Source organism: Tateyamaria sp. syn59 (assembly GCF_007995245.1).
Classification (GTDB): Bacteria; Pseudomonadota; Alphaproteobacteria; order Rhodobacterales; family Rhodobacteraceae; genus Tateyamaria.
In genome coordinates this window covers 1-15710 of the sequence record NZ_VCBA01000012.1, presented here as the reverse complement: position 1 = coordinate 15710, position 15710 = coordinate 1, and the positions used below count along the sequence as shown (strand labels likewise).

General features: G+C 63.4%; 14 protein-coding genes and 1 pseudogene. 7 read left to right on the top strand and 8 right to left on the bottom strand.

All coding sequences use genetic code 11. The features are described from left to right. Nucleotides 1–2: 2 nt before the first annotated feature. The 3 genes from bchC to FD715_RS18310 form a co-directional block, all read right to left on the bottom strand. Nucleotides 3–938 (bottom strand): chlorophyll synthesis pathway protein BchC, encoded by a 936-nt coding sequence (gene bchC / locus FD715_RS18320; RefSeq protein ID WP_147113348.1) that lies wholly within the window; start codon nucleotides 936–938, stop codon nucleotides 3–5. 160 nt (nucleotides 939–1098) lie between these two features. After that, entirely contained in the window at nucleotides 1099–2214 is a 1116-nt protein-coding gene (locus FD715_RS18315) for a methyltransferase (RefSeq protein ID WP_189799549.1), read from the bottom strand. Further along, a complete protein-coding gene (locus FD715_RS18310) occupies nucleotides 2211–3092 on the bottom strand; it encodes a polyprenyl synthetase family protein (RefSeq protein ID WP_147113345.1) in 882 nt (293 codons plus the stop codon). The genes FD715_RS18315 and FD715_RS18310 overlap by 4 nt, the downstream gene beginning before the upstream one ends. A 96-nt stretch (nucleotides 3093–3188) precedes the next feature. Between FD715_RS18310 and crtD the strand changes: the two genes are divergently transcribed. The 3 genes from crtD (at nucleotide 3189) to FD715_RS18295 (ending at nucleotide 6527) form a co-directional block, all read left to right on the top strand. After that, entirely contained in the window at nucleotides 3189–4727 is a 1539-nt protein-coding gene (gene crtD / locus FD715_RS18305; RefSeq protein WP_147113342.1) for a 1-hydroxycarotenoid 3,4-desaturase CrtD, read from the top strand. Next, nucleotides 4724–5596 carry a carotenoid 1,2-hydratase gene (crtC, locus tag FD715_RS18300; protein WP_147113524.1) on the top strand — a complete coding sequence of 291 codons (873 nt, stop codon included), beginning with the start codon at nucleotides 4724–4726 and terminating at the stop codon, nucleotides 5594–5596. The genes crtD and crtC overlap by 4 nt, the downstream gene beginning before the upstream one ends. A gap of 199 nt (nucleotides 5597–5795) precedes the next feature. Next, on the top strand, nucleotides 5796–6527 hold the full coding sequence (locus FD715_RS18295) for a leucine-rich repeat domain-containing protein (protein ID WP_147113340.1): 732 nt from the start codon (nucleotides 5796–5798) through the stop codon (nucleotides 6525–6527). 82 nt (nucleotides 6528–6609) lie between these two features. Here FD715_RS18295 and FD715_RS18290 read toward each other — a convergent pair whose 3' ends face one another. From FD715_RS18290 to FD715_RS18280, 3 genes are read right to left on the bottom strand one after another with little or no spacing between them, the layout of a single operon-like run. Next, nucleotides 6610–7092 carry a TspO/MBR family protein gene (locus tag FD715_RS18290; RefSeq protein ID WP_147113337.1) on the bottom strand — a complete coding sequence of 161 codons (483 nt, stop codon included), beginning with the start codon at nucleotides 7090–7092 and terminating at the stop codon, nucleotides 6610–6612. Between the two features lie 5 nt (nucleotides 7093–7097). Continuing rightward, on the bottom strand, nucleotides 7098–8132 hold the full coding sequence (gene crtB / locus FD715_RS18285) for a 15-cis-phytoene synthase (RefSeq protein WP_147113334.1): 1035 nt from the start codon (nucleotides 8130–8132) through the stop codon (nucleotides 7098–7100). 42 nt (nucleotides 8133–8174) lie between these two features. Beyond that, nucleotides 8175–9701 carry a phytoene desaturase gene (locus FD715_RS18280; RefSeq protein WP_147113331.1) on the bottom strand — a complete coding sequence of 509 codons (1527 nt, stop codon included), beginning with the start codon at nucleotides 9699–9701 and terminating at the stop codon, nucleotides 8175–8177. A 97-nt stretch (nucleotides 9702–9798) separates the two neighbouring features. Between FD715_RS18280 and crtA the strand changes: the two genes are divergently transcribed. The 4 genes from crtA to bchO all read left to right on the top strand — a co-directional run bounded on the left by crtA (nucleotide 9799) and on the right by bchO (nucleotide 14166). Beyond that, a complete protein-coding gene (gene crtA / locus FD715_RS18275; protein WP_147113520.1) occupies nucleotides 9799–10506 on the top strand; it encodes a spheroidene monooxygenase in 708 nt (235 codons plus the stop codon). Beyond that, on the top strand, nucleotides 10503–11510 hold the full coding sequence (gene bchI, locus FD715_RS18270) for a magnesium chelatase ATPase subunit I (protein ID WP_147113328.1): 1008 nt from the start codon (nucleotides 10503–10505) through the stop codon (nucleotides 11508–11510). The genes crtA and bchI overlap by 4 nt, the downstream gene beginning before the upstream one ends. A gap of 142 nt (nucleotides 11511–11652) precedes the next feature. After that, a complete protein-coding gene (locus FD715_RS18265) occupies nucleotides 11653–13296 on the top strand; it encodes a magnesium chelatase subunit D (protein WP_147113325.1) in 1644 nt (547 codons plus the stop codon). A gap of 3 nt (nucleotides 13297–13299) precedes the next feature. Beyond that, on the top strand, nucleotides 13300–14166 hold the full coding sequence (gene bchO / locus FD715_RS18260; protein ID WP_147113322.1) for an alpha/beta fold hydrolase BchO: 867 nt from the start codon (nucleotides 13300–13302) through the stop codon (nucleotides 14164–14166). Between the two features lie 105 nt (nucleotides 14167–14271). Here the strand turns inward: bchO and FD715_RS18255 are convergent, their stop codons facing one another. Both FD715_RS18255 and FD715_RS18250 read right to left on the bottom strand, forming a co-directional pair. Continuing rightward, nucleotides 14272–15327 carry a ParB N-terminal domain-containing protein gene (locus tag FD715_RS18255; protein ID WP_147113319.1) on the bottom strand — a complete coding sequence of 352 codons (1056 nt, stop codon included), beginning with the start codon at nucleotides 15325–15327 and terminating at the stop codon, nucleotides 14272–14274. Continuing rightward, nucleotides 15324–15710: pseudogene (locus FD715_RS18250) on the bottom strand (chromosome partitioning protein ParA); the annotation flags it as partial. The pseudogene FD715_RS18250 and the gene FD715_RS18255, both read right to left, overlap by 4 nt.

Below are 15710 nucleotides of genomic sequence, written 5' to 3'. Positions count from 1 at the left end.
GCTCAGTGCTCCCAATCCAAAATCATCTTCAGGCAGGCACCATCATTGAACGCCTGTTCGTAAGCCGCGCGCGCATCCGCCGCGGGCCGTGTATGTGTGATAAGGCCATCCAGCCGCAGCGCCCCGCACTCGACCAGCGCACGTGTCGCCGCCAAGTCTTCGCGCGTCCATTCAGCCGCCACCCGAAACCGCGCCTCTTTCATAAAGGCGGGCGGGAAGGCAAAGCTCAGCGGCGCGGTGTAGAACCCGGCCAGCACGATCTCGCCACCCTTGGCGATGCGCCCCACCAGATCATTCAGCAGATCACCGCGACCCGAGGCGTCATAGATCGACCGGTAATCGCGGCGCTCATCATCATCGGGGTGTATGACCTCATAGCCCTGCGCGCCATCGCGACGGGCGGGGTCAATCTCCCACACCATCGGCGCAGGCGCGCCCGAGGCAATCGTCAGCCGCGCCAGCAGCCGACCCAGAACACCGTGACCCACAATCAGGTCCGGCACAGCCTTGTTCATCCCGGCCATCGCATGACGCGCCGTTGCGGCCAGCGCGAGCAGCGCGCCCTCGGCACCCAGCTCGGGATCAATGCGGGTCACCCGCGCGCTGTCGGTGATCAGAGTCTTCGCCGCCCCACCGAACAGGCCAAAGGCACCCTCGAAACAATTCGACCCCGGCACAAAGACACGGTCCCCGGGCTTGAAGCCCGTCAGCGGCCCGGCCTCGACCACCTCACCGGCGGCCTCGTAGCCAGGCACCAGCGGATAGCCCATGCCGGGAAAAGGGGGCATCTCGCCCGTCCAGAACAGTTTCTCCGTCCCGGTCGAAATTCCCGAATGCGTGACATCAACAACCAGATCACCCGCACCCGGCGCGGTCAGCGCAAGCGTGTCCACGTCCAGATCCTTGGGACCTTTGAGAAGGACGGCAGAGGTGTCCACGGATGTCTCCCTTTCGTTGGCACTGCACGGTCCTGATTCCGGTGTCACAGACTCAGGGCGGCAGTTTGTCGCTAACTGTCATTCTAGTTAGACAACCATATGTGTCAATCAGATTAGACACATTGACAAAGATCAATCGTCAAACAGGAAAAATCGGGGGTCATTCAGGACGCACAGCCGTCACAACCCGCGTCACGTAAGACCGGGCAGGCGCACGGCTGCGAATGTCGGCAAACCCCGCCTCGGCCAAAAGCGCCCCGATCTCGGCCGCCGACCGCGCACGGCCCGTCTGCATGGCCATTGTATAGAAGGCGAAATAGACATCCCCGGCCCGATCCGGCCGCGCACCTCCGCCCATCGGCTCGGACACGATCAGCCGCCCGCCGGGGGGCAGCGCGTCGTGCACCTTGGCCAGCAAATCACGCACCGTGTCGTCGGCATGATCGTAAAGCACACGGATCAACGAAATCGCATCGGCGCCTTCGGGCAACGCATCCTCACGAAATGATCCCGGCGCAATCGTCACCCGGTCCACCATCCCGGCCGCATCGAATCGCGCCTGCGCGTCGGGCACCACGGGCGGCAGATCAAACAGGGTCATCTGCATGGACCGGTTCGCCTGCCCCGCTGCCTCCAGAAACGCACCCGTCCCGCCGCCAATGTCCAAGAGATGCTGCACACCCTTCAACGACACCGCGCGCAACGTATCCTCAGCCACCAACCGCTGAGACTGTGCCATCAGGTCCGAATAAATCGCAGCGTCACCCTCATCGACGCTGCCCCCGAACACGTAAGGCCAGAACTGGCTCAACTGCGTCTCTTCGGGTTTGCGCAGCAACGCCACGGGATCACGCAGATCATCATAGAACGCTTTGTGATGCCGGATCATCGCTTCCAGCCCCGGCACACCCATCAGCGCGGCACCCTTCCGGGCCAAGGCAAACTTATCCCGCTTCCGCTTCAGCAACCCCAGGGCCGCCCCAGCCTGCAACAGCACCTGCATCCGCTCGGCAGGCACATCACAGGCCCGGCCCAGCACCTCGGCACTCTGCGGCCCAGCCCGCAACCGCCGGAACAGATCCAACTCGACCAGCGCCATCAGCACCTGACTTTGGACAAAGCCCTGCACCACATCGAACAGCGCGGCCCCATCGGCCCGCGCCCGTGATCGTGTCAGAGGAAACTTGCTGGCCCAGCTTTGAAAGCCGGGCTTGGCCACCAACCGGTTCAGCCACCCGCCCCGCCATGCGGGCAGGTCATGCGCCTCGGCGCTCATTCACCCGGCACACGGCTTGGTGACACAACGGGCGTCAGCCGCTCCGCATACATCCGCACCATCTCGGCCAGTTGCGCCTCACCGGGACAGCTTGGGATCGAGGCAATCGCCCCGCCCAGAATATCCTTCAGCCGCCCGATGGCGCCCTGCACGCCCAGCTGCGTCACCGCATTGGGCCGCCCATGCAAATCATCCTGCCCCGCAGGCTTGCCAAGCGTTGCCTCATCATACAGCGCATCGCGCAGATCGTCGGCCACCTGAAACGCCTCGCCAATCCGGTCACCCAATTCAAACCAAGGCTCCGCCTCCTGCCCCGCGGCCACGGCTCCCATCTGAGTCGCCGCAATAAACAAGGCACCCGTTTTGGCCTGATGGTAAGCGGACAGGTCGACCTGCTCCTCGCTCTCCCATCCCTGCCCCGCACAGATGCCACCCGGCATCCCGGTCCGCTGGGCCAGAGTCATGATCAACTGAGTCACCCGCTCGGGCGCTTGCCCCGACTGCCGGGCCAAGGTCTCGAAGGCGAGGACAATCAAACTATCCCCCGCCAGCACCGCCAGAGGCTCCGAGAACGCCCGATGGACCGAAGGTTTCCCCCGCCGCACATCCGCATCATCAAAGCAAGGCAGATCATCATGAACCAGCGATGCGCAATGGATCATCTCCAGCGCCGCCGCTGCGGCATTGGAGACCGCAGGGCGATCATCGCCGCAAGCCATGGCAACCGACATCAGAATGGTGGGACGAATGCGCGCCCCGCCCGGCGCCGTCGCATAATGCAGCGCCTCCGCCAGCTTTGGCGGCGTCGCGCGCCCGGCCCCCTGACCCACGGCAACAGCCTCCGCTATCGCCGCCTCGATCCGTGTGCTCAGGCCCATCTGCCGCTCTCCTTCCGGATAAATGTCACGATGGCGATACACCAAAGTGTAAACCATACTGGACATATGCGGTATCACGAGTCAACATGTCCGCCCATGACTCATGTCAATGCGCCTGCCCCCCAACGTGCTGTCATCATCGGCGCGGGCATCGCAGGTCTGGCCTGCGCGGTCAGACTGCGGGCAGCAGGATTTGCGGTGACACTCCTGGAACGACACGGAACAGTTGGCGGCAAGATCCGCACGATCCCCTCAGACGCGGGCCCCATCGACGCGGGCCCCACGGTGCTGACGATGCGCCACGTCTTCGACGACCTCTTCGCCCAACTGGGCACACGGGTCGAAGACCACGTGACACTCATCAAACAGAACGAACTGGCCCGCCACTTCTGGCCCGACGGCAGCACACTCAGTCTCTACGCAGACGAAGAGCGCACCGTCGGCGCTCTCCGCACCTTCGGCGGACCCGAAGCCGTCGCCGACTTCCTCAAGTTCACCAAACGCACGCGCCAGCTCTTTTCCGCCTTCGACGCCCCCATGATGCAGGCGCCCGAACCCAAGCTGGCCGCACTCACCAAACACGTCCTGCGCCAACCCCACCTGATCCCGGCGATGGCCCCGCTCTCGACACTCAAAACCCTGCTCAAACGCAGCTTCCGCGATCCGCGCTTGCGGCAACTCTTTGGCCGCTACGCCACCTATGTCGGCGGCAGCCCAACCCACGCCCCCGCCATCCTGTCCCTGATCTGGCAGGCCGAAGCGAACGGCGTCTGGGTGGTCAAGAGCGGGATGCACAAGCTGACGCAAGCGCTCGGGCGCCTGCTCGACGCACACGGCGTCGAAACCCACACGAACGCCCATGTGGACCGCATCGAAACCCAAAACGGCCACGCCAAAGCCGTCCACCTCGCAAACGGCACCCATATCCCCTGCGACGTCCTCATCCACGCCGGTGACCCCCGCGCACTGGCAACAGGCGCCCTCGGCCCCGCCACAACCCACATCGCCAAGCAAACGGCGAAGGCCAAACGCAGCTTCTCTGCCCGCGTCCTCAGCTTCGCCGCCGCACCTCACGGCCCGGACCTCGCCCACCACAACGTCTTCTTCGCCGAAGACGCCCAATCCGAATTCAACGACCTCATGGCAGGCCGCATCCCGGCCCACCCGTCTTTCTACATCTGCGCCCTCGACCGCGGCCACGGCAAGCACACGCCGCAGCTCGAACGGTTCGAAATCATCACGAACGCCCCGGCGACCGCCGACGACAAAGTGGAGGACCTCTCCCCATGGCTTCATCAGATCACGCGCCAGATGGCGCAACACGGGATCAGCTTCAGCCCGACCCCGGACACGACAACGATAACGACGCCCCAAGCCTTCGCGCAGATGTTTCCCGCGACACAGGGCGCGCTCTACGGGCAGACGCCGCACGGGCTGACAGCCGCCCTGCAACGCCCCACAGCCCGGACCAAGATCCCCAACCTCTACCTGGCGGGGGGCGGGACGCACCCGGGGGCGGGTGTGCCCATGGCCACCCTCTCCGCCCGGCACGCGGTCGAGGCGATCTTGAGCGACCAAATTTCAACATCTCGGTCGGCCCCAACGGCTACGCGTGGTGGTATGTCGACGGCCTGAGCGATTGCGGCACCCGCGCCGTATCGGTCATCGGCTTCATCGGCTCCGTCTTCTCGCCCTGGTACCGCTGGTCCGGGCGCAGGAATCCGCAAAACCACGTCTGCATAAACGTTGCCACCTACGGGCGCGGCGGCCGCTTCACGATGACCGACCGGGGCACCTCCGCCCTGCGCCAAACGGCCTCAAGGTTCGAGGTCGGCCCCTCCATGATGCGCTGGGAAGACGACACGCTGATCATCGACATCGACGAAATCTCATCCCCCCCGCTCATCTCCCGGATCAAGGGGCAAATCCGCGTCATCCCCTCCGCCCTCACCAACGTCGAACTGGCCCTCACCGACGATAACGCCCACATCTGGCGCCCCTTCGCCCCGCGCAGCCGCATCGAAGTCGACATCGACCGCCCCGGCTGGCAATGGTCGGGCGAAGGCTACTTCGACGCCAATTTCGGCACCCGAGCACTGGAAGAGGACTTCAGCTACTGGACCTGGGGCCGCTACCCTACCGGCGACGGCGCCACCTGCTTCTACGACGCCACCCGGCTCGACGGCAGTGAACTCGCCGCCGCCTTCCACTTCGACGAACAGGGCCAGGCCACCGACATCCCCCTGCCCCCCAAAGCGCCCATGCGCCGCTCCCTCTGGGCGGTGCGCCGCGAAACCCGCGGCGACGCCGGGGCACAAGCGCGGCAGGTCCAAAACATGCTCGACGCGCCCTTCTACTCCCGCTCAGCCGTCGAAACGACTCTCAACGGAGAACGCACCAAAGGCGTCCACGAAGCACTAGACCTGAGGCGCTTCCGCTCGCCCCTGATCAAACCGATGTTGGCCGTCCGGGTGCCACGACGCGCCAAATGGACCTTCTCGTGATCCCGTAGGGTGCGCATTCACTGCGCACCAACTTCCTCACGGCGACACACTCCGCCGTCCCGATGCAGGTCACCATAGTTCCAAATTTCGTTCTCAAAATTGCCCCGATTCTCTCGTTGGTTGAGACATCACAGTCATGCCGATCCGCCACGCACGCCGCACAGCATCAGGGGTCGGGACATTCTGAGGGGTACAGACCATGAAATCTCGACTGATCGGCGCAGCCGTGATCGCCGCACTCACCTTCGTGGTCGTCAATCATCTCAATCCAACCTCGCAAAAGGACCTGGCGCAGATGCTTGCCGCACCAAGCGCACAGGCAGACCTTCCGCCAAAAAGTCGGGCGTTGCTCGACAAGGTCGCACCCGAAGCAGCACCAGAAGAACTGGTCGACTGCACCGACATGGGCAAACCCGGCGTCATCATTGGCCGGTTCTGTCGCCACTTCGACTCTTACAGCGTGAACCTGAGGTTTTCCGATACGATCCCCGTCAGAGCCTTGCGTCAATTGCCCAATTTGACCGAAATAGACGCACAAAATGCGCGTTGGGCCAATCTGGACCCACTCGTCGAATTTCCGGGTCTGACGTCTCTCAATCTCCAGGACGCCAAAGTCAAAGATGTCTCTAACCTGGCCTCTTTTCCACAACTCGAGACGCTCAACCTAGCCAATACAGGTATCACCGATCTTGCATCGATTGCCGAATTGTCTCAGCTCAAGGCTCTATCGCTGACCGGGTTGCAGATCGCTGATCTGACACCCTTGCAAGGCATGACCAGCCTGCAAGAACTGTATCTGCGCGGAACGCCGGTGACCGACCTTTCGCCACTGGCGAGTATGATCAATCTGAGGGTGCTTGATCTTCGCGACACAGCGGCAAGCGACATCACGCCCGTAGCTGCCATTGAAGGTATATCAATCAGGCAATAACCGATGTCATCGATGCGAAACCCGGCATCCATCACATCGTGCAAGTGATCTGAAATCGGGCCGGGCCGGACCGGTTCAACGCTCACTCTGCAGCCACAGACCCCTTAGCCGCCTCACCACGGTTCAACCGCCACACCTCGGCGTTCAACGCCGCCGCAATGGTTACCCACACCAGATACGGCACAAAGAGCATCCCGGCCAGCGTATCGACCTGCCACAAGGCCAACAGCGCGCTCAGCACCGTCACCCACAAAACGCCAATGATCGCCATCCCCAGCCGGATATTCTTCAACCCGAAAAACACCGGGGTCCACAGCCCGTTGAACGCGATCTGCATGGCCCAAAACGCCATCGCAATCGCGTTGTCCTCGGCCATCGCCGCCCGCGCACCCGCCACAGCCATACAGACATAAAGCACCATCCAGGTGACCGGAAACACCCAGTCCGGCGGCGTCCATGTCGGCTTGTTCAGATCGCGATACCACTGACCCGGCGGAAACAACCCACCGGTCACGCCAGCACCCAGACAGGCGGCAAAGAAAATGCAGAAAAGCAGCCAAAACATGACTGTCAGGTAGCGCGCGCCCGAGAGCCAATCAAGGTGGCGCGGTCTGCCCGTCGTTTTGCCTCCAGTGCCGCCAGCGCTTCAAACAGGCTGTCGCTCCGGCTTGCCCGCGCGCCTTTGGCCGCCGCATCCACCAGAAACTGAACCTCCGGCAGCGGCTTGGCATACAGCACAGCCGATTGCGGCATGACAGACGTGGTCGCACTCGCCGCAACGGATTGCGCGAGCCACCCAAGCTTCTGTGCTTTGCTGGTCCGCGCACGGGCCGAGATGCTGTCATAGCCCATCCCAGTCAACCGCCCGCCAATACCCGCATAGATAAACCGCGCCGCATAAATGCCCGGCCGACAGGATGCTGGAAGCGCCGCAATCCCGGCTTCTGAGCGGTAATAGAGCCTGTTTGCCTCCATCACCAACCGCTTGGTCATCGCCCGCACCGCTTTGGTCGGGCGCGGATCGGCAAAGAAGCTCTCGGGCGTCATCCCCGCCTCCGCCAGCCAGTCGGTCGGCAAGTACAGCCGCCTCTCCAGCGCATCCTCGCCCACATCACGCGCGATATTGGTCAGCTGCATAGCGACGCCCAGATCACACGCCCGCGCCAACGCATCCGCATCGCGCACCCCCATCAGCACGCACATCATCGCACCGACAGCCGACGCCACCCGCGCCGAGTAATCCTTGACCCCGGACAGCGTGGCATAAGTCCGCCCCTCGGCATCCCACGCTAGACCCTCCAACAGCGCATCCGGCAACGCTCGCGGCATGTCAAACTGCTCAACAACGGCAGCAAAGGCCCGATCAGCCGCCGCATCCTTCGGCGTACCGGCATAGACCAGATCCAACCGGTCCCGCAGGCGCAACACCGCCTCCACCTTCTCCGCCTTCAGATCGACCTCATCATCGGCCAACCGGCAAAACGCATAGAGCGCCAACGCCGGATCCCGCACCCGCTTCGGCAACAGTTTCGAGGCCGCATGAAACGACAGCGACCCATGCCGGATCGCCTCGGTGCACGCCTCAAGGTCCCTAGGATCAATCATGGCACATCTCCCGTAGGGTTCGCGCTGTGCGCGCACCGCACCTCACGCCACCGCATCCGGCACCAACTGCGCCAGAACCTCCGCCGTCGAAATCACGCCCGGCACACCGGCCCCCGGATGCGTCCCGGCGCCCACCAGGTACAGCCCCTCGGCCTCCTCACTGATGTTGTGCGGGCGAAACCAGGCCGACTGCAAAATCCTCGGCTCAATCGAAAACCCCGCCCCATATGGCGACAAATACCGATCCCGAAACGTCTCTGGCGTAAACACCTGCTCGGTCGAGATTTTCGACCCTAACCCGGGCAAAAGCTGGTCCTCCAGCACGGCTAGCACCTTCGCCTTGTAGGCCTCGGCTTCCGTGCTCCAATCCACCCCGCCATGGCCCAGATGCGGCACGGGCGAGAGCACATAAAACGTATCATCCCCCTCCGGCGCCACACTCGGGTCCGTCACCGAAGGCCGATGCACATACAGGCTCATGTCATCCGACAGCTTGCCCTTCATGAAGATGTCATGCAGCAACCCGGTATAGCGCGGCCCGTTCAGAATGGTGTGATGCCCCACATCGGCCCAATCACCGCACGTGCCCTTGGTCCCGAAATACCAGACAAACAGGCTCATCGAATAGCGCGTCCGCTTCAACTTGGCGGGCGTCCACCGCTTCTTGGGCGCCGCCCGCATCAACCGATCATAGGTGTGGCCCGCATCCGCATTGCTGACAACCACATCGGCCCCCAGCTCCAACCCGCTCTCCAGCCGGACACCACGCACACGACCGCCCTCAACGACAATCTCATCGACGGTAGTATCCATCAGCAGCGTCCCGCCCTGATCCTCCACCACATCCGCCATCTTCCGCGCCATCCCGGCCAGACCACCAATGGCGTAATGCACACCAAACTGCTTCTCGAGGTAGCTGACCAGAATATACATGCTGGTTACATGGGTCGGGTCCCCACCGATAAAAAGCGGATGAAACGAAAACGCCATCCGCAGCTTCTCATTGATAAAGCGCCGCTTGGCGTGGGCGTAGACGGACCGATCCGCCCGCAACATCCCAAAGGTGGGCAACACCTTCACCAACTCCCAAAGCTGGTGCATGGACCGACGGCCCAAATCCTCAAAGCCAAACCAGTACCGCTTCGCCGAATCCTCCAGAAACCGATCGAAGCCCGCCACATCGCGCGGCTCGATCTTGGCAACTTCGGCCCGCATCGCCTCAGTATCATGCTGAGCGACAAATTTCGTCCCGTCCGGCCACCGGATCTCATAGAACGGATCAAGCGGCCGCAGCTCCACATCATCCTCAAAAGACCGCCCACAGGCCGCCCACAACTCCTTGTACAGCTGCGGCACCGTGACAATCGTCGGCCCCAGATCAAACCGATGCCCGTCCTGCCAAATGGCCGACCCACGGCCCCCCGGCACGTCCAGCTTGTCGATGATAGTAACGGTATAGCCCTTGGCCCCCAGGCGCATGGCAGCCGCCAAGCCGCCCAGCCCCGCACCAATCACAATGGCGCGGTTGCCCACACGGGCCTTCGATTCGATGGGATCAAGGCGTGTCATCTCCTACCAACAATAAGAGTGTCTAGTTTAGTTGACAATTTCTTTTCGAAGGATAGGCTGAAAACCGTGCCATTGTGCACGCTGCCAGTGCGAAATGATGAACCAGACAACCACCATATCCTTCTTCCGCTTCCCGCGGTGGCGCGACCGGGCATGGGCGCTCACGATGATGGGCGGCGCTCGGCTGGCGATGTCCCGCGTGCCCGACCTCGGCTTCTGGAAACTCTGCGGCTCCGGCACGGGCGAAGGGTTCACACCGGTCCCCAACACGGCCGTCTACGCCATCCTTTGCACCTGGCCGGACGAAGCCACCGCCCGCAAACGCATCGAAATCACACGTATCTTCCAACGCTACCGCGCCCGCGCGTCCGAGCACTGGACAATCTACCTCTCCCCCACCTCCGCCCGCGGCGCATGGAGCGGGAAAACCCCGTTTTCCCCTGTATCAGAGCCGAAAACCGGCCCCCTCGCCGCCCTCACCCGCGCCACAGTCAAACCCCGCGTGGCCGCAAAATTCTGGAACCGCGTCCCCGACATCTCCACAATGATCGGCAGCGATCCCAACGTGGTGTTCAAGATCGGCATCGGCGAGGTCCCCATGCTCCACCAGGTCACATTCTCCATCTGGCCAGGCGCGCAGGAAATGGCCCAATTCGCCCGCCACAACGGCCCCCACGCCGAAGCCATCAAGGCCGTCCGCGACGGCGCATGGTTTCGGGAAGAGCTTTACGCCCGCTTCACCATCCTCGGCGACAGCGGCACATGGGGCGGCGCCAGCCCGCTCGAAGGACTGCAATTGCAATGACGAAAACCCCGTTCCCCTTCTCTGCCATCGTCGGCCAGGACGACATGAAACGGGCGATGATCCTGACGGCAATCGACCCTGGCATCGGCGGCGTTCTGGTGTTCGGCGACCGGGGCACAGGCAAATCCACCGCCGTCCGCGCGCTGGCCGCCCTCCTGCCCCCGATCACGGCCGTGCAAGGCTGCCCAATCAACGCGGAATCCCACGCAGAATGCCCCGATTGGGCCAATGTAGAGACGAAAAAGACCCAAAAAATCCCCACGCCCGTCATCGACCTGCCGTTGGGCGCTACCGAAGACCGCGTGGTCGGTGCCCTCGACATCGAACGCGCTCTCACCCGCGGCGAAAAGGCGTTTGAGCCGGGCCTCCTCGCCCGCGCCAACCGCGGCTACCTCTATATCGACGAGGTCAACCTGCTCGAAGACCACATCGTCGACCTCCTCCTCGACGTCGCCCAATCCGGCGAAAACGTGGTCGAACGCGAAGGACTGAGCATCCGCCACCCCGCCCGCTTCGTCCTCGTGGGCTCCGGCAACCCGGAAGAAGGCGAATTGCGCCCCCAACTCCTCGACCGTTTCGGCCTGTCCGTCGAAGTGCGCAGCCCCAACGACGTGGCCGAGCGCATCGAGGTCATCAAACGCCGCGACGCTTTTGAGTCGGACTTCAAAGCCTTCATGGACAAATACACCAAGGAAGACGCCAAGATCCGGCGCAAGATCCTCGCCGCCCGCAAACTCCTGCCCCAGATCGAGACGCCAGACGACATCCTGCACGACTGCGCCGAGCTGTGCATCGCCCTCGGCAGCGACGGCCTGCGCGGCGAACTGACCCTTCTCCGCGCCGCCCGCGCCCTCGCCGCCTACGACAAAGCCAAGGTGCTCACCCGCGACCACCTCAAACGGATCGCCCCCATCGCCCTCTCCCACCGCCTCCGCCGCGACCCGCTGGACGAAGCCGGCAGCACCACTCGCGTCACCCGCACGGTCGACGCCGTCCTCGCATGACACGCGGGGCGGAGGACACCTCCGCCTTACGATTGCCTCCACGCCGTAGGGCGGGGTTCACCCCGCCATTCACTCCGCGGTTCCTAAAACCCACCCTCACAAAACCCCGTAAGGCGGACGTGTCGTCCGCCAACCCGCCCAAATGACCGCAGAAACCTGGCATAACGCGGCCCTCGCCCTCAAACTCCTGGCCCTCGACCCCCAGGGCCTCGGCGGCGCCGTCATCCGCATGCGCGCCAGCCCCGACCGCGACGCCTTGCTCGCAGGCTTCACCCCTGCCCTCCCCATCCGAAAACTCCCAATAACCATCCCCGACGACCAACTCTTCGGCGGCATCGACCTCACCGCAACACTCCGCTCCGCACAACTTATTGAAAATAAATCATTTTTCAATGATCCAGTCATCGCCCAAATCCCCATGGCCGAACGCTGCCCCCCAGCACTCGCTGCCAAACTCGCTCATGCCGCAGATCAGTCTCTAACACAGGGTTTTTTGCTTCTCGACGAAGGCATAGAACCCGACGAACGCACCCCCGACCCCCTCGCCGACCGCTGCGCCTTCCACCTCGAACCACAGGGCCGAAACGCACTTGTCCCCGCGGGGACAACCCAATCTGTCCCCGCGGGGACACGTATCGAAACCGGCGACGCAATCACCCAACTTACCCTCCTCGCCGCCCGCTTCGGCATCACCACCCTCCGCGCCCCAACACTCGCCCTCCGCACCGCCCGCGCGCATGCCGAACTCATGGGCCGAGACCACCTCACCGACACCGACCTCGAGATCGCCGCGACCCTCGTCTACCCCCACCGCGCCACGATCATTCCCGAGGAAATCGAGGAGCCAGAAAGCCCCCCTCCCCCACCGGAAGATGATGGTTGTCCCCGCGGGGACACATCGGAAAGCGACACGATCCCAGACGCCGAAATACTGGTCGAAGCCGTCAAATCCGCCCTGCCTCCGGACCTCCTGAACGGACTTGTCCCCGCGGGGACAACCCGAAAATCCGGCGACGCAGGTGCGGGAAAAAAACGCATTTCCAACCGCCGTGGACGCCCCCTGCCCGCCCGTCCCGGACGCCTAGACGGCACGTCTCGCATCGACCTCATCTCAACCCTCCGCGCCGCCGCCCCGTGGCAGCCTCTACGTCGGCAGCAGCAGCCGGATCGCAAAGGCCTTCTCATCCGCCCGTCCGACATCCGACTCAAGCGCTACGCGGAACAATCCGACCGCCTCCTAATCTTCGCCGTCGACGCCTCCGGCTCCGCCGCGATGTCCCGCCTGAACGAGGCCAAGGGCGCTATCGAACTCCTGCTCGCAGACGCCTACGCCAGCCGAGACCACGTCGCCCTCATCGCCTTCCGCGGCACCGCAGCCGAAACGCTCCTGCCGCCAACCCGCTCACTCGTCCAAACCAAACGGCGCCTCTCCGCCCTGCCCGGCGGTGGCGGCACACCGCTCGCCTCGGGCCTCCAGCACGCCCTGATCCTCGCACAGCAAAGCGGCGCCAAAGGGCTTACTCCCACAATCATCCTGATCACCGACGGGCGCAGCAACATCGCCCTCGATAGCAGCGCCAACCGCGCTCAGGCGGCTGAGGATGCGACAGCCATGGCCACCGCCATCCGCGCCGCCGGCATAGCCGCTCTGGTCATCGACATGTCCAACCGCCCGCAACGTGCGCTGCAGGACCTCAGCCGCGCTCTGGACGCGCCTTACGTCCCCTTGCCTCGTGCCGATGCAAAGCGTCTGAGTGGAGCCGTGACCTCAGCGCTGGATGTCTGAACAATGGACTGGGCACAGATCGACACCTGGCCAAACGCCCACCTGTCCCGGCGGGGACAGGGGCCCGTCCACCGTTGGCACATCCAGGAAGCGGGACGGGGTGAGACCCTGCTGTTGCTGCATGGCGCAGGCGCCTCATCGCACAGCTACCGCGACGTGATCCCCCAACTCGCGAAAGACTTCCACGTCGTCGCCCTCGACCTGCCCGGCCACGGCTTCACCCAACTGGGCGCACGGCATCGCTGTGGGCTGGACGCCATGGCGCAGGACATCGCCAAGCTGTGCGCGCACGAAGGATGGACCCCCGCAGCGATCATCGGCCATTCGGCGGGCGGCGCGGTGTCGCTCAGGCTCGCCGAAGGTGATCTGTCCCCGCGGGGACAGGCCCCTGTCGTGATCGGAATCAATGCAGCCTTGGAGCCGTTCAAGGGTCTCGCTGGGATGATGTTTCCGGCAATGGCGAAAGCTCTCGCGGCGGTTCCATTTACTGCTGCGCTTTTCTCAGGAACGTCTTCAAAACCGGACCGGATCAAGGCGCTGATCAGCGCGTCGGGATCGCAGCTGGACGCCGAGGGTCTGGACCTGTACCGCCGCCTTGTAGCCGATCGAAACCACGTCGACGGCACGCTTTTGATGATGGCGCAATGGCAGTTGAACCCGCTGCTTAAGCGGCTGGGGGATCATCCGTCGCGGATGCACTTCATCATTGGGGACAGGGACAAGACGGTGCGCCCGGATGTGTCCGTCAAAGCTGCTGCGCTATTAACTAGCGCGCAGGTGCATCAACTGCCGGGTCTGGGACACCTAGCGCATGAGGAGCAGCCGGCAGAAACTGCCGCGCTGATCCGGGATATTCTGCAGAGACAGTAGTGTGAAAGATGGTTTGTCCCCGCGGGGACAAACGGTTTGCGACACGAAAAAGCCCGCCGGATTGGCGGGCTTTTCTTGTTTGTCCCCGCGGGGACAGACCAGAATTCAGAGGTCGAGTTGGTCCAGCAAGGCACGCACGGCAGCTTCCAGTTTGCGTGGATCGACGGCGCCGAAGTCGCGGTTCATTTGGAGTTCGATCTTGCCTTTCGAGCCGATGACCTTCGCCGCGCCGGACTTGCGGTTGAGCTTGATGGTGGTCTTGGAGGACGTGGAAGGTGCGGCCTGTTCACCGACCGGTTTAGGGGCGACGACCTTGTTCAGGACGGCGAGTTCGGCAACGGCGTCGTTGGGCTTTTGATGCTCAAGTAGGGCGCTCAGGTGCTGGGCGGCGCGGGGTTGGTCTTCGAGCGTTTTGACCAGCTTCAGGCCGAGGGCGCGCGGGATGGCTTCGGGGTATTGGAGCAGATGGCCGAGCTTGTCCATCAAGAGACTGAAATTGCCTATGTAGTTACGCTTTTGCCGTCCGGCGGAGGCGAAGAGAACGGCGATGGCGTCGTTGACTTCGAGGTCCATCTGGCGGGCGTAACTGGCGGCGAGTTGACCCATCTCGGCAAAGGAGATGTCGCGCCGGACCATGTTTTCGTCGACCATGCGGCGATAGAGCTTTTCCAGAGCCTCGCCCTTGGCCACGAGCACGGCGGGGATGGTGGCGTAACGCTCGTCGCCGGTTTCCTTGAGCAGGGATTTGTAGGCGCTGAGGCGGCGGAAGCCCTGGATGAGTTCGTAGCCGTCGCCGGTGTCTTCGACCTGGATCGGGTTGGACAGGCCCAGATCGCGGATCGAGGTCTTGAGTTCTTCAAGGTCCGGGTCGCGATTGGTGCTGCGGTCGCGGGTGAGTTTCCGCATGGCGACGTCCCCGAGGGGAACGCGGGCAACGATGGCACCATCCCTTTTTAGAGACACATATTCGTGGGCGAGCCGGTCGTTTTCGGCACGAATTTCCGCCTCGGCCGATTGGCGTTCGGTGAGCGCATCGGCATTTTCCGAGATGGCCGCCGCCATGGGACCTCGTCGGGTCTCGGGGGCAGGCGCCTGTTCTGTTTCCGGCCCGGGACCCGCGTCGGGTTCGAAGTCGATGTCGAATACGCGGCGCTTGCTCATGCCTCATCCTCCAGTTTGTCCCAGGCTTCGCCCAGATTTGTTTTGAATTCTTCGTAGGCCCGATCGAAGGACGCGCGGGCGCGGCGCCAGGTTTCGCGGGTCATATCTCGATAATCTATTTCGTAGATGCTGCTGAGGAATCGCCCGGATTGTTCGACGGCGCGGGTCATTTCGATGGGGTGTTCGCAGACGCGGTCACCGAAGACTTTTTGGAAGGCGCCTTGCATGGCGCGGTGCAGGTCATTGCCCGGCTCGAACCGGGTGAGCAGGAAGCGGAGGTCGAGGAAGGATTTGGGGAGCGTCATTGTCCCCGCGGGGACAAGTCCGTTGAAGCGGGAAAGATCTTCGAGTGCTTCGGAGAGTTGGCCGATAAAGGACGTGGT

Coding starts and splice junctions, on each gene's coding strand:
- FD715_RS18280 (WP_147113331.1), bottom strand. CDS start 9,701: ATGACACGCCTTGATCCCATCGAATCGAAGGCCCGTGTGGGCAACCGC.
- FD715_RS18310 (WP_147113345.1), bottom strand. CDS start 3,092: ATGGGCCTGAGCACACGGATCGAGGCGGCGATAGCGGAGGCTGTTGCC.
- FD715_RS18290 (WP_147113337.1), bottom strand. CDS start 7,092: ATGTTTTGGCTGCTTTTCTGCATTTTCTTTGCCGCCTGTCTGGGTGCT.
- FD715_RS18265 (WP_147113325.1), top strand. CDS start 11,653: ATGACCGCAGAAACCTGGCATAACGCGGCCCTCGCCCTCAAACTCCTG.
- FD715_RS18255 (WP_147113319.1), bottom strand. CDS start 15,327: ATGAGCAAGCGCCGCGTATTCGACATCGACTTCGAACCCGACGCGGGT.
- crtD (WP_147113342.1), top strand. CDS start 3,189: ATGACTCATGTCAATGCGCCTGCCCCCCAACGTGCTGTCATCATCGGC.
- FD715_RS18315 (WP_189799549.1), bottom strand. CDS start 2,214: ATGAGCGCCGAGGCGCATGACCTGCCCGCATGGCGGGGCGGGTGGCTG.
- bchO (WP_147113322.1), top strand. CDS start 13,300: ATGGACTGGGCACAGATCGACACCTGGCCAAACGCCCACCTGTCCCGG.
- FD715_RS18295 (WP_147113340.1), top strand. CDS start 5,796: ATGAAATCTCGACTGATCGGCGCAGCCGTGATCGCCGCACTCACCTTC.
- crtB (WP_147113334.1), bottom strand. CDS start 8,132: ATGATTGATCCTAGGGACCTTGAGGCGTGCACCGAGGCGATCCGGCAT.
- bchI (WP_147113328.1), top strand. CDS start 10,503: ATGACGAAAACCCCGTTCCCCTTCTCTGCCATCGTCGGCCAGGACGAC.
- crtA (WP_147113520.1), top strand. CDS start 9,799: ATGAACCAGACAACCACCATATCCTTCTTCCGCTTCCCGCGGTGGCGC.